The organism is Amycolatopsis sp. NPDC004625 (assembly GCF_040609695.1).
Lineage (GTDB): Bacteria > Actinomycetota > Actinomycetes > Mycobacteriales > Pseudonocardiaceae > Amycolatopsis.
Genome location: NZ_JBEXKX010000009.1, coordinates 117,850 through 129,745, shown reverse-complemented (window position 1 = coordinate 129,745; position 11,896 = coordinate 117,850). Strand labels below are relative to the sequence as shown.

Here is an 11,896-nt window from a genome sequence, read left to right as displayed (position 1 = left end):
GACGCCAGCTTGGCAGGCGACCGCGTCACCGGTCAATATGGTGACGTGTTCCCCTTCCTCGGCGGCCGCCCCTGCCTGGACCTGACGACCACGCTGCAGGTCCGGCACCGCGAGCACCCCCGTGAGCTGCTGAAATCCCCCGCCGACGTCACGCGCTGGCTGGCCGAGGCCGGCTTCGGCGCGGACATCGCCGTCGACGAGGCCGGGCTCCGCCGGACCGTCGCCCTTCGTGAGACCGTCGACCGCCTGTGCCGCAAAACCGCCCGTGACACCGACCGGGAGGAGCTGAACGCCTTCGCCGCGCGGCCTCCGCTGGTGCCGCACTGGACGGGCGCGGCCGTCGAGTACCGCGGCGACCTCGGGCAGGCGCTCGCCACCCTCGCCCGCGACGCCATCGACCTGCTCGCCGGCCCGCACGCGACCCGGATCCGCGAGTGCGCGCACCCGGACTGCAGCCGGCTTTTCCTCGACGCGTCCCACGCCGGCCGTCGCCGGTGGTGCGACATGACCGCCTGCGGGACGAAGGCCAAATCCGCGGACTACCGGCGGCGCCGCGGCGGGGCTTCGTGACGCCGTCGGGTGGCCGAGGTTCCGGACGGCCCTTCACTGGGTAGCCCATGGGTGTGAGCTGAGCAGGCCATGCCTGCTGCGACGAGTGAGAGGTGATCACATGAGCCAGGGCGACGCCCCGGTCGGGCGATCGGTGAAGACGGCGGCGGCCGGCGTACGGGATCTCGCCGCGGAGGCCGCGCGGGTGGGTGCGGCCGCGGCCGCGCGGGCGGTCGAAATCACCGACCGGAAGCTGACCGAGAGCAAGGACGAACTCGCGAAGGTGGGCCGCGCGGCGACGAAGGACCTCGACAAGAGCACCCGGTCCTCCCGCCGTGACGTGCTGACCCACACCGGTGCCGCCCGCGACGAGGTGCTGGCCCGGGCGGCGAAGATGCGCGACCCGGGCCGCAAGGCGGCGCAGGCGGTGGCCACGGTGGTGAGTTCGGGCGGCGAGTCCGGCCGTCGCCGCCGCAAGACGGTGGCGGCGGCGAAGCGCGACCTGGCGGTGGCGCTGCAGGAAGCCAAGAGCGTGGCCCGCGGCGAGCGCACCAAGCGGACGCGCTGGCCGTGGCTCCTGGCGGCGGCCGCCCTCGCGGCGGCGGTCGTGGCGGTGGCCAAGGTCCGCCGGTCGAACCCGCTGGCGGAGCCGGAAGCCACGCCGAAGCCGGCGGACAACGCGGCAACCCTGCCCACCGAGAAGCCCGCGGTCAAGCCGGCCGAGCCCGTGGCGCCGAAGCCGGGCGAGAAGCCGGCGGCACCGAAGCCCCCGGCATCCGGCGAAAAGGCGACGCAGGCAGTCAACCCGGAGGGCGCGAACGGCCGGGCCCCGGCGGGCCGCGGCCAGAACAAGACCCACTAGGCCGGAGCGTGGTGCCCGCACCCGAGTGATCACGGGTGCGGGCACCGCCATGCCCGGGCGCGAGGGCAGGGGCTGCGGGCTGCGGGCGAGGAGGACCGTCGGCCTGGATGTGCCGCCTCCGTGCACGGCGAGGCTGCGCTGCGGCTCGGAAGACCCGCCGGTGAAAATGTCGGTGCGCGGTGCGCTTGCCTTGCCGCGGCGAGGAAAACCGTCGGCCGCGTCCATCCCAAACCGGCCCGACCACCGCCGGTCGGCGGTGCCTCGGAAAGCGCTTACTCAGCCCCGGCGCGGCAGAGGCGGGCGGGGCCCTCCACCCCGGCCTGTCCGGTCAGCCTCGCTCGAGCGGGTTGGCCGCCATCCGGCCGGCGAGGTCGTTGCGCATCGCGGCCCCCGCCGCGCTCTCCGGCTTCCGGACCGCCTGGTCCTCAAAACAGCGGAGGAACTCCTCCACCAGGTCCAGCCGCGGGTAACGGCCGAGCACCTCCGCGCGGAACCCCGCGGGCAGGTCCGCCACGTCCCGTCCGGCGATGTCGGCCGCCGCCGCCCTCGAGAGCAGGAAACCCTCCGGGTCCGCGGCCGGGTCGACCTCCGCCCACATGTGCCGGACGATCACTTCCTCCAGGCGCGCCCGGCGCTCGGGGGGCCAGCCCGCGCCGGCGGCGAACACCCACGCCACGTGACCGCCCGCCACCTCGAACGGCTTCGTGTGGCTGTCGAACTCCGCGGCCAGCCCGAGGTCGTGGAGCATCGCCGCGACGTACAGCAGCTCCGCGTCGAAGGGGACGTCGTGGATGTCACCGAGCGCGCTCGCCCAGGCGTACACCCGCATCGAGTGGTTGAACAGCGACGGTGCCGAATAGGCCATCGCGACTTCGGTGGCGTGCCCGCACGCCGGACCGCCCGGCAGGGTGAGTTCCATCCCCGCAGCCTACGGCCGGGCCGCGGGCGAACCCGCGGCCCGGATCCCGCGTCAGCGACCGGAGAAGTTCACGTCGCTGCAGAAGTAGTACGACTGGTCGAGGTGGCTCGCCTGCCAGATCGTGTAGACGACGTGCCGCCCCGTCCGGGTGCCCGCGTTCACCGCGACCTGGTACTGCCCCGCCGGCGCGTAGCGGCCCGTCTGGGCGACCAGTTCGAGGTTGCCCCAGCCCAGCGGCTGCGTCGCGGGGTCGAAGCCCTGCTTGGTGATGTACACCAGCAGGTAGTCGGCGCCGTGGTGGGCCTGGTCGGTGATGGTGAGGGTGAACCGATTGTCCTTGTTCGCCATCTGCCACGCGCCGACCGTGTCGAGCGCGTTGTACCGGGGCGCCTGCGTGCGGCCGCCGCTGCACAGCGTGCCGTCCGGGATCGCGCCCTGGTGGTTGCCCTTGACGCCTTCGCGGTAGAGCCCGTTCCAGTTCCACATCGCGTTCGGGTCGGCCTGCCAGGCCTGCCAGCACATCGGGTCCTTCTGCGCCATCGTGGGGTTCTGGAAGTCGCTGCCCCAGCGGTTCCAGCAGCCGTAGTTGCGCGACGGCGGGTCGGTGGCGGACCCGTGCGCGTCGGCGACGCCGGTGAGCACGCCGCCCAGCAGTACGGCGGTCACCACGGTGACCACCAGGGAGAGCAAGGTTGTCCGGGGAACCACGCTGTCCTCCTTCGTCGGGGCCGGATAGGGGAGCGCTCCCGGGGCGACCCTACGTGGCGACGCCCCCACCGGCCACCACCCGAACTCCGGAAACCCTTGCGGCGCAGTGGTTTCCGGCACGGAGGCGGACTGAACGGTTCCTGAACGGCGGAAACCCGCGGCCGCCGGGCCGCCCGATCGGTCCCGGGTCGGCGAACGCCCGGTGAACGCGGGCCCGGCTGGTTGCTCCGCCCGGGTGCATCCGGAAAAATTCCCACTAGCGAGTCACGGCGACAGGAATTCAGCTCGTCGTCGTAGCGTCGGGACGAACGAGGTCATCGGGAAACCTCGGCCGGGCAGCAGGGACGACACGAGCCAGCCGAAGGCGATCAGGCCAGCGGGTTGCCCTGCGCGCCAAGCCAGTGCGTCGCCGACAGCGTCGGCCGCGGAACAACCGGCTGTCTGCGCGACCTCGCCGCCCCGGCATTCGCGCGACCGCCCCCGCCGTCCGGTGACGGCGGGGGCGGTCGCACGCTGGAATCAGTTCCCCGGGCGGTCGACGTCGCCGCGCCAGGCGCCGGTCTCCCGGCCGTCGCGGTCCTCGATGAACGTCTTGAACCGGCCGAGGTCGCCCTTGACGCGGCGGTCGAGGATGCCCAGCTTGTCGGCGACGTTCTCGACGAAGCCGTCCGGGTCGATGTCGAGCTGGGCGGTGACCCGGGTGCGCCGGTCGTCGAGGCGGTGGAACGTGACGACGCCGGCGTGCGTCGGCCCGGAGACCGACTTCCAGGCGACGCGCTCGTCGGGGTGCTGCTCGGTGATCGTGGCGTCGAACTCCCGGGTCTGCCCGCCGACGCTGATCCGCCAGTGGGTGTGGGTGTCGTCGAGCTGCCGGATCTCGTCGACGCCCTCCATGAACCGCGGGAACGACTCGAACTGCGTCCACTGGTTGTAGACGGTGGTGACGTCGGTCTCGACGTCGACGGATTCGGTGACGGTGCTCATCCTGGCCTGTCCTTTCGCCGGGGTCGGGATCGTCCGGTCCGGTTACCCGGCAAATCGATGACAAAACGATGCAACCGTTCTAGGGTTCGGGCATCCGACGAAGAGGAGGCAGCGTGCCCGACGATCCGGCGCCCGCGCTGACGGTGCGCATCCGCACCGTGCCCGAAGCCGTCGTCGTCGCGGTGGGCGGCGACCTGGACCTCGGCTCCGCACCGGCGCTGCGGGCGGGTGCGCGGGAGGCGCTGGCGGGACGACCCCCGGCGCTCATCGTGGACCTCGGCGCGGTCACCTTCTGCGGCTCCGCGGGCCTGCAGGTCATCGCCGAGCTCGTCTCGACGGCCGAGGCCGGGCGGCTGCCGTTCGCGGTGGTCGCCGACGGCCGCCCGGTGCTGCGGTCCCTGCAGGTCACCCGGCTGGACGAGACACTGGCGCTGCACCCGACGGTCGAGGAGGCCCGCGCGTGGATCCGGGAGCTGGCCGCGTGACCGACGGTTAGGGCCGGCGCACGCGCGGGTAGTCCTCCGCCATGGAAGCGGAGGCGCTGCTGCAGAGCCTGACCCGCGTGGTGACCGCGCTCGACGGCACCGGCATCCGGTTCGCCGTGGCCGGTGGCCTGGCCGTGTACGCCAGGGGTGGCCCGCCGTCGGACCACGACGTCGACCTGTTCCTCAAACCCGGCGACGCGGACCGGGCCGCGGAGGCGCTCACCGCCGCGGGCCTGCGCCGCGTGCACCCGCCGGAGGACTGGCTGACGAAGGTCTACGACGGCGAAATCCTGGTCGACCTGATCCACGGCCCCAACCACCGGCCGGTGACCGACGAGCTGCTCGACCGCGCCGCGCTGATGCGGATCGGGTCGACCGCGGCGCCGGTCGTCTGCGGCACCGACCTGCTGGTGGACAAGCTGCTCGTGCTGAGCGCGCACCGCTGCGACTTCGCGCCGCTCCTGCGGATCGCCCGCGACCTGCGCGAACAGGTCGGCTGGACCGACGTCGCCGTGCAGGTGTCGGCGTCCCCCTACGCCCGGGCGTTCCTGGCGCTGCTCGGCGACCTGGCCGTGATCGACCCGAAGGAGGCTCTCGTGCCCGAAGCACCGCAGTACCTCGTCGCCCGGCTCAGCCGGGCCCTCGCCGAAGACCCCCGCACCGCCGAACTCGGCGTGCACGTGACCGTGCGGGGCGAGCACGTCCACCTGACCGGCGAGGTGACCTGCCCCGCGCGGAAGGCGGAGGTGGACGCCGTGGTCGGCGAGTACCTGACCGGAGAGCTGGTGCACAACGACATCCGCGTGGCGGACGTCCGCGAACCGGCGAGCGCGGAGGAGATCGGCCGATGAGGATCGCCGCGGTCGGGGACGTGCACCTGGGCGAGGACTCCCGCGGCCTGCTCCGGCCGGCCCTGGAACACCTCGCGGGCACGGCCGACGTCCTGCTGCTGGCCGGGGACCTCACCCGGCACGGCACCCTCGAGGAAGCCCGCGTGGTGGCGGAGGAGGTCGCCGGCCTCGGCGTGCCGGTCGCCGCGGTGCTCGGCAACCACGACCACCACAGCGACGCCGCCGAACCGATCTCGAACCTCCTGCGCGAAACGGGGGTGGCGGTCCTCGAAGGCGACGCGGTCCGGTTCGACCTGCCCGACGGCTCCCTGGGCGTCGCGGGCGTCAAGGGCTTCGGCGGCGGGTTCGCCGGCAAGTGCGCCAGCCGGTTCGGCGAGCGCGAGATGAAGGACTTCGTCGAGCACACGATGGCGTCGGCCAATTCGTTGCGCAAAGCGTTGCAAAGCCTGGAGACGGACGTCGTCGTCGCGTTGACGCACTACGCACCGATCCCCGGCACGCTGCACGGCGAGCCCCCGGAGATCCACCCGTTCCTCGGGTCGTACCTGCTGTGCGAGCCGATCGACGAGGCCGGCGCGGACCTGGCCCTGCACGGCCACGCCCACTTCGGCTGCGAGCAGGGCGTGACCCCGGGCGGGGTGCGGGTGCGGAACGTGGCCCAGCCGGTGATCCGGAAGGCGTACGCGCTGTACGAGCTGCACCCGGCGGAGCTGTCCGCGCGCCGCTGACCCGCCTGCTCCTGTCCACCGTGCGGCCGCCTCCCCGGACGGCGGGGCGCGAGAGAGGACTGGGCGTGCGCGGTGCCGCGCCGGCGAGCGTTCCGGCGGCCGAAAGTCCTGTCTGCCACCCGTGACGGTCCGGGAGCCGCCGAACACCGGGGAAACCCGCGCGCCGCCGACCTCAGGCGGCGAGCTGCTCGGCCGCGGCCAGCACGTGGGGCGCCAGCCCGTCCGCGATCACCGCGTACCCGGCGGACGACGGGTGGAACCGGTCGGCCGAAAACAGCGCGGGGTCCGCGGCGAAGCGCGCGGCGAGCTCGGGCCCCGCGGTGGCCACCGCGCCGCCGGCCCGGATGGCCGCTTCCGCCTGGGCCTGGGCGTAGTGGCCGCTGGCCGCGGAGACCAGTGCCCGGTACGGGCCTGGCACGCGGGCCACGATGCCCAGGTCCGGCGCCGGCACCACGATCACCCGGGCGCCCGCGCGGACCAGCCGCGTCACGGCGTCGTGCAGCTGGCCCGCGCCGACCGCCGGGGAGACGAAGCCGGCGAGGTCGTTCGCGCCGATCACGATCAGCGCCAGGTCCACGCCCTGCGCGAGGGCGACGCCGACCTGGCGTGCGAGGTCGGCCGAGCGGGCGCCGGGCACGCCGAGACCCCGCAGGCGGACGGTGTGGCCCGCGTCGCGCAGCCGCCGGGTGAGGCGGTGGCCGAGGGTGTCGTCCTCGCGGGTGCAGCCGACGCCCGCGGCCAGGGAGTCGCCGAGGACGCAGAATCTCAAGGGTGCGGTCATCACCGGGTACAACGTGGCCCGGCCTCGGTTGTTTCCCGGGTGCCCCGAGCCTGGTCCTGGCGGACCCAGGTCGAGCCGGGCCTGGCCCGGCCCCCGCGGGCGCCGCAGGCTGGGCCGCATGACGAACAGCATGAAGGCGGTCACCATCCCCGAGTTCGGCGCGGCCGAGGTCCTGCGGCTCGCGTCCGTGCCCGTCCCGGAGCCCGGACCGGGCGAGGTCTCGATCGACGTCGCCCACGCCGGCGCCAACTTCGCCGAGATCCTCTACCGGCAGGGCGTCGTCGACGTCCCGCTCCCGTTCGTTCCCGGCATCGAGGTCTCCGGGCGGATCCGTGCGCTCGGCGAAGGCGTGACCGGCCTGGCCGTGGGCGAGCCGGTGGCCGCGCTGACGATCGTGGCGGGCGGTGGCTACGCCGAGGTCGTCACCACCGCCGCCGGGCTCGTCGCCCCGCTGGGCGGGACCGATCCGGTCGTGGCGGCGGCGGTGCCGTCCAACAGCACCACCGCCTTCCTCGTGCTGGAGCTCGTGGCCGGGCTGAAGCGCGGCGAGCGCGTGCTGGTGCACGCCGCCGCCGGCGGGGTGGGCAGCCAGCTCGGGCAGGTCGCCCGGCTGCTCGGCGCCGGCCGGGTGGTGGGCACCGTCGGCAGCGCGGCGAAGATCGCCGCGGCGCGGGCCTACGGCTACGACGAGGTCGTCCTGCGCGACGAGGTGGGCGGCACCGGCGAGTTCGACGTCGTGGTGGACATGGTCGGCGGCCCCATGCGCCGCGCGAGCCTCGACCGGCTGGCCCCGCTGGGCCGCCTGGTGGTCATGGGCAACGCCTCGGGCGCCGAAGACGCCGGCATCTCGGCCAACGAACTGTGGTTCACGAACAGGACCGTGGCCGGCTTCAACCTCGCCGCGCTGTCCGCCGTCGCGCCGGAAACCGTGGGCCGGGCCCTGCGGCGCGCCGTGGCGGCCGTCGCGGACGGCACCCTGCGCGTCGACGTCGAACCGCTGCCGCTGGCCGACGCCGTGGTGGCGCACCGCCGCCTCGAATCGGGCTCGACGACGGGGAAGCTCGTGCTCCGCGTGCGGTGACCTCAGGTCCCCATCTTCTTCATCAGCTCGCCGAGGTCGACGACCTGGTCGGCGGGCGGTTGCCGGATGTCCACCGGCTTGCCCCAGTCGCGGTAGTCGGTGGTGGCGCGCAGAGTCGGGTCCCCGTGCGCCCCCGCCGGGGCCCCGGCCGTGAAGTCGACGGCGAACCGCACGGGCCGCCGCGCCGCGTCGAGCCACAGCTCGGCCGGCACCTTGGCGATCGCTGTCCGGACCGGCTTGCCGTCCGGCGACGGCGCCGCGAGCTCGGGGAACAACTCCGGTGCCTTGGCGGTGTCGAGCTCCAGGACGTAGTGGTTGACCGGCCCGGCTTCGAGCCGCGTCGGCTCCGCCGAGACGAGCCGGCCGGTCCGCTCGATCTCGGCCAGTGCCCGGCCGAGGTCGGGCAGCTTCACGATCACCGGCACCGCCCCGCCGGCCGCCCGCAGGACCGGGTCGGCGCTGTCCGGATCGGTGCCGATCCACTCCTTGCCCGGCAGCCCCGCCGGCGAGTGGGTGAAGGTCTTCCGGCCGATGACGCGAACCTCGTGGCCGTCGAGCACCATCGTCAGGCTGCTCGTGCTGCCGTCGAAGCTCAGCGAGCCGGTCGACTCCGTCGTGTCCGTGCCGAGCACGGCGGCCATGCCGAAGGCCGCGGACGGCGCTTCGGCGATGCCGGCGCGCGCGGCCGCGACGAGCTGGGCGACGTCGGTGACCGGAGCCGTGAGCGCCGAGGGAACCGGCGGCGGGACCGGGCCGGGGTCACAGGCGGCCAGGACCAGCGCGGCGGTGGCGATCGACAAGCCGGCCTTGCGCACGGCGCCCCCTCGGTGTCGGGTGATCCGCGGAAGTTATCGGAAGAAGGTCACGTTCCGGACATCGTCGCGGCGGCGGGTGTGACGTGTGTCCGCCTTGAGACCCGGGGCGCATCGCGCATAATGACCCCTGACCGACTGCTTGGTATGTGCCGGGCACCACAGCCGAAGGAGACCCGTGAACTCGTTCAAGGATCGCGTCGCGATCGTCACCGGGGCCAGCCGGGGCATCGGCCTCGGGATCGCGAAGACGCTCGTCGAGCGGGGCGCCAAGGTGTGCCTCACCGCGCGCAAGCCGGAGGCCCTGGAGGAGGCCGTCAGCTCGCTCGGCGGCCCGGACGTCGCGATGTTCGTGGCCGGCAAGGCCGACGACACCGACCACCAGGACGAGACGGTCGCCAAGACGATCGAGACCTTCGGGCGGCTGGACTACCTGGTCAACAACACCGGCATCAACCCCGCCTACGGCCCCACGCTGGACATCGACCCCGCCGCCGCGGCGAAGATCCTCGGCGTCAACGTGCTCGCGCCGCTGGGCTGGACCAAGCGCGCCCGCGACGCGTGGATGGGGGAGCACGGCGGCGCCGTCGTCAACGTCGCTTCCGTCGCCGGCCTCGGCGCTTCGCCGGGCATCGGCATGTACGGCGTCAGCAAGGCCGCGCTGATCCGGCTGACCGTCGAACTCGGTGCCGAGCTCGGGCCGAAGATCCGCGTCAACGCCGTCGCCCCGGCCGTGGTCAAGACGAAGTTCGCGACGGCGCTGTACGAGGGTCGCGAGGAGGAGGTCGCCGCGGCGTACCCGATGAAGCGGCTCGGCGTCCCGGCCGACATCGCGGGCGCGGTCGCCTTCCTGCTGTCCGACGACGCGGGCTGGATCACCGGGCAGACCGTGGTCCTCGACGGCGGCGTGACCCTCGGCGGTGGCCTGTGACCGGCGTCGTCGTCACCGGCGGCGGGGGCGGCATCGGTGCCGCGCTGGCCCGCCGCTTCGCCGCCGAAGGCGCCCGGGTCGTGGTGGCCGACCTCGACGGCGACAAGGCCGCCGAAGTGGCGAAGGAGGTCGGCGGGACGGCCTTCGCGGGTGACGTCGCCGGCCCCGAAGGCGTCGCGAAGCTGGTCGAGAGCGCCCGGGAAACCCTCGGCGGGATCGACGTCTTCTGCGCCAACGCGGGCATCGCGCCCTTCGGCGGCGCGGAAAGCCCCGAGGAGGTGTGGGCGCGCACCTGGGACGTCAACGTCATGGCGCACGTCCGGGCGGCCAACCTCCTGCTGCCGGCGTGGCTCGAGCGCGGCCGGGGGCACTTCATCGCGACGGTGTCGGCCGCCGGCCTGCTGACGAGCCTGGGTTCGGCGCCGTACTCGGTGACCAAGCACGGCGCGCTGGCGTTCGCCGAGTGGCTGTCGGCGACCTACCGGCACCGCGGCATCACCGTGCAGGCGATCTGCCCGCAGGGCGTGCGCACGGCGATGCTGGAGAGCACCGGCACCGCCGGGCAGCTGCTGATGGGCGCGTCGGCGATCGAGCCGGAGCAGGTGGCGGACGCGCTGTTCGCGGCGATCGACGAGAAGCGCTTCCTGGTGCTGCCGCACCCGGAGGTCGCGGGCTACTACGCCGCGCGTGCCACGGAGACCGACCGGTGGCTGGGCGGGATGAACAAGCTGCAGCGCAAGGTCGAAGAGGCGCTCGGGCCGCAGTGAGGGCCAGGGGCGCCCCGCCGCCGCGACGACGGCGGGGCGCCGCGGCCTACCCGAGCACCCGGTACCAGTGCGGGGCCAGGGGTTCGAGCTTGACGGCCGGGCCCGCCCGGTCGAACATCCGGACCCCGGAGCCGAGCAGCACCGGCACCGGCAGCGCCAGGATCTCGTCGAGGACACCGGCTTCCAGGCATTGCCGGGCGACGTCGGCGCCGAGCACGTTGACGTACTTCTCGCCGGCCGCCGCCTTCGCCGCGGTGACGGCTTCGGTCAGGTCCCCGGCGAACGTCACGCCCGGCACCGGGGCCGGGGCGTGGTGGGTGAGCACGACCTGCGGGCCGTCCCAGCCGCCGCCGAACGCCTTGCCCTCGCCCTCGCCGCCCTTGTGCGGGTCGTCGCCGCCGAACGTGCGGCGGCCCACCAGCAGCGCGCCGATGCGCGGGATCAGGTCCTCGACCAGCGGGTCGGGCCCCAGGTACGGGGTCAGCCACGACATGTCGCCGCCGGGGCCGGCGATGAAGCCGTCGACCGAGCAGCTGAACGCGTAGAGCAGTTTGGCCATGGGACCTACCTCCGGATCAGTGGGTGCAGGTACCGACGGCCGGGACCGCGGAAACTCATCGCACGGGCGGGAACCGGGGCGGACGGCGCTCGTTCCAGCTCGCCAGGCCCTCGGCCAGCTCGGGGCGGCCGAACGAGTCGATCATCAGTTCCGTGGCCTCGCGCGCCGCCTCCATCAGCGGCAGCAGGGCTTCGCGCGCGAACTGCGCCTTCATCACCGCCATCGACCGCGGCGCGCTGTGGGTCGCCAGCTCGGTGGCGTACGCGTGCGCCCGCAGCGGCAGCTCTCCGGCCGGGACGACCTCCTGGACCAGGCCGTAGTCCAGCGCCTGCTCCGCGGTGAACGTGCGGCCGGACAGCAGCAGGTCGCGGGCCCGGCCCTGGCCGACCAGCTCCGGCAGCAGCTTCGCGATGCCGTACTCGGCGATCAGGCCGCGGCGGGCGAAGGCGGTGGTGAACTTCGCGCCCGCGGCGGCGAACCGGACGTCGGCCGAGCAGGCGATGACGAACCCCAGCCCGGCGCAGCCGCCGTTGATCGCCGCGACCACCGGCACGCCGGCCGACGCCGCCGCCAGCACGTCCCGGAAGTTCTCGTGCCCGCCCTCCCGGGCGGGCGGGCCGTCCGCGAGCGTGTGTCCAGCAGGCCCAGGTCGGCGCCGGGGCAGAAGGCCCGGCCCGCCCCCGTGACGACGACCGCGCGGATCGCCGGATCGGCGTCCGCCTGCCGCAGCAGGGCGCCGTAGCGGGCCTGCATCGGGACGTCCATCGCGTTGCTGCGGTCCGGCCGGTCGAACGTGCACGTCGCGACCGCGCCGGCCGCCTCGTACCGCACACCATCCACAGTGGACATCGCCGCCTCCTCGGGGTCGAGCCTCATACT

Annotated in this window: 15 protein-coding genes and 1 pseudogene; 8 read left to right on the top strand and 8 right to left on the bottom strand. The window is 74.1% G+C overall.

All coding sequences use genetic code 11. The annotated features are described in order from the left end of the window. Window positions 1–45: 45 nt before the first annotated feature. A complete protein-coding gene (locus tag ABZW17_RS12915) occupies window positions 46–570 on the top strand; it encodes an ABATE domain-containing protein (RefSeq protein ID WP_354812746.1) in 525 nt (174 codons plus the stop codon). Window positions 571–670: 100 nt separating this feature from the next. Beyond that, window positions 671–1,411 carry a hypothetical protein gene (locus ABZW17_RS12910; RefSeq protein ID WP_354812744.1) on the top strand — a complete coding sequence of 247 codons (741 nt, stop codon included), beginning with the start codon at window positions 671–673 and terminating at the stop codon, window positions 1,409–1,411. 328 nt (window positions 1,412–1,739) lie between these two features. Here ABZW17_RS12910 and ABZW17_RS12905 read toward each other — a convergent pair whose 3' ends face one another. The 3 genes from ABZW17_RS12905 to ABZW17_RS12895 form a co-directional block, all read right to left on the bottom strand. Continuing rightward, a complete protein-coding gene (locus ABZW17_RS12905; RefSeq protein WP_354812742.1) occupies window positions 1,740–2,330 on the bottom strand; it encodes an HD domain-containing protein in 591 nt (196 codons plus the stop codon). A 51-nt stretch (window positions 2,331–2,381) separates the two neighbouring features. Next, window positions 2,382–3,038, bottom strand: coding sequence for a lytic polysaccharide monooxygenase (locus tag ABZW17_RS12900; RefSeq protein WP_354812740.1), 657 nt, complete (start codon window positions 3,036–3,038; stop codon window positions 2,382–2,384). Window positions 3,039–3,557: 519 nt separating this feature from the next. After that, window positions 3,558–4,022 (bottom strand): SRPBCC family protein, encoded by a 465-nt coding sequence (locus ABZW17_RS12895; RefSeq protein WP_354812738.1) that lies wholly within the window; start codon window positions 4,020–4,022, stop codon window positions 3,558–3,560. Between the two features lie 113 nt (window positions 4,023–4,135). On the opposite strand from ABZW17_RS12895, the gene ABZW17_RS12890 reads away from it, so the two are divergent. The 3 genes from ABZW17_RS12890 to ABZW17_RS12880 are packed head-to-tail and all read left to right on the top strand — an operon-like array spanning window position 4,136 to window position 6,086. Beyond that, window positions 4,136–4,507 carry an STAS domain-containing protein gene (locus ABZW17_RS12890; RefSeq protein ID WP_354812736.1) on the top strand — a complete coding sequence of 124 codons (372 nt, stop codon included), beginning with the start codon at window positions 4,136–4,138 and terminating at the stop codon, window positions 4,505–4,507. A gap of 41 nt (window positions 4,508–4,548) precedes the next feature. Then, window positions 4,549–5,358 (top strand): BON domain-containing protein, encoded by an 810-nt coding sequence (locus ABZW17_RS12885; protein ID WP_354812734.1) that lies wholly within the window; start codon window positions 4,549–4,551, stop codon window positions 5,356–5,358. After that, complete coding sequence (locus tag ABZW17_RS12880; RefSeq protein WP_354812732.1) at window positions 5,355–6,086, top strand: metallophosphoesterase; 732 nt, start codon at window positions 5,355–5,357, stop codon at window positions 6,084–6,086. Before ABZW17_RS12885 ends, ABZW17_RS12880 begins: the two co-directional genes overlap by 4 nt. Before the next feature lie 172 nt (window positions 6,087–6,258). On the opposite strand, the gene ABZW17_RS12875 is transcribed toward ABZW17_RS12880, so the two are convergent. Then, window positions 6,259–6,867, bottom strand: a complete 609-nt coding sequence (locus tag ABZW17_RS12875) for an SGNH/GDSL hydrolase family protein (protein WP_354812884.1) — start codon at window positions 6,865–6,867, stop codon at window positions 6,259–6,261. A 118-nt stretch (window positions 6,868–6,985) separates the two neighbouring features. On the opposite strand from ABZW17_RS12875, the gene ABZW17_RS12870 reads away from it, so the two are divergent. Next, window positions 6,986–7,948 carry a zinc-binding dehydrogenase gene (locus ABZW17_RS12870; RefSeq protein WP_354812730.1) on the top strand — a complete coding sequence of 321 codons (963 nt, stop codon included), beginning with the start codon at window positions 6,986–6,988 and terminating at the stop codon, window positions 7,946–7,948. A gap of 2 nt (window positions 7,949–7,950) precedes the next feature. On the opposite strand, the gene ABZW17_RS12865 is transcribed toward ABZW17_RS12870, so the two are convergent. Further along, the gene (locus ABZW17_RS12865) at window positions 7,951–8,763 is read right to left on the bottom strand and encodes a hypothetical protein (protein ID WP_354812728.1); all 813 of its coding nucleotides are present in this window, start codon (window positions 8,761–8,763) and stop codon (window positions 7,951–7,953) included. Window positions 8,764–8,938: 175 nt separating this feature from the next. Here ABZW17_RS12865 and ABZW17_RS12860 point away from each other — a divergent pair, with 175 nt between their 5' ends. Together ABZW17_RS12860 and ABZW17_RS12855 are read left to right on the top strand one after the other, a co-directional pair. Beyond that, window positions 8,939–9,691: an SDR family oxidoreductase gene (locus tag ABZW17_RS12860; RefSeq protein ID WP_354812726.1), complete on the top strand. Its 753-nt coding sequence runs from the start codon at window positions 8,939–8,941 to the stop codon at window positions 9,689–9,691. After that, the gene (locus ABZW17_RS12855; protein WP_354812724.1) at window positions 9,688–10,458 is read left to right on the top strand and encodes an SDR family oxidoreductase; all 771 of its coding nucleotides are present in this window, start codon (window positions 9,688–9,690) and stop codon (window positions 10,456–10,458) included. The genes ABZW17_RS12860 and ABZW17_RS12855 overlap by 4 nt, the downstream gene beginning before the upstream one ends. A gap of 46 nt (window positions 10,459–10,504) precedes the next feature. Here the strand turns inward: ABZW17_RS12855 and ABZW17_RS12850 are convergent, their stop codons facing one another. The 3 genes and pseudogenes from ABZW17_RS12850 to ABZW17_RS12840 form a co-directional block, all read right to left on the bottom strand. Then, window positions 10,505–11,017, bottom strand: coding sequence for a dihydrofolate reductase family protein (locus ABZW17_RS12850; protein ID WP_354812722.1), 513 nt, complete (start codon window positions 11,015–11,017; stop codon window positions 10,505–10,507). 55 nt (window positions 11,018–11,072) lie between these two features. After that, window positions 11,073–11,594, bottom strand: a complete 522-nt coding sequence (locus ABZW17_RS12845) for an enoyl-CoA hydratase-related protein (protein ID WP_354812720.1) — start codon at window positions 11,592–11,594, stop codon at window positions 11,073–11,075. A 113-nt stretch (window positions 11,595–11,707) separates the two neighbouring features. Next, window positions 11,708–11,782 (bottom strand): annotated as a pseudogene (locus ABZW17_RS12840) (hypothetical protein); the annotation flags it as partial. Window positions 11,783–11,896 lie beyond the last annotated feature (114 nt).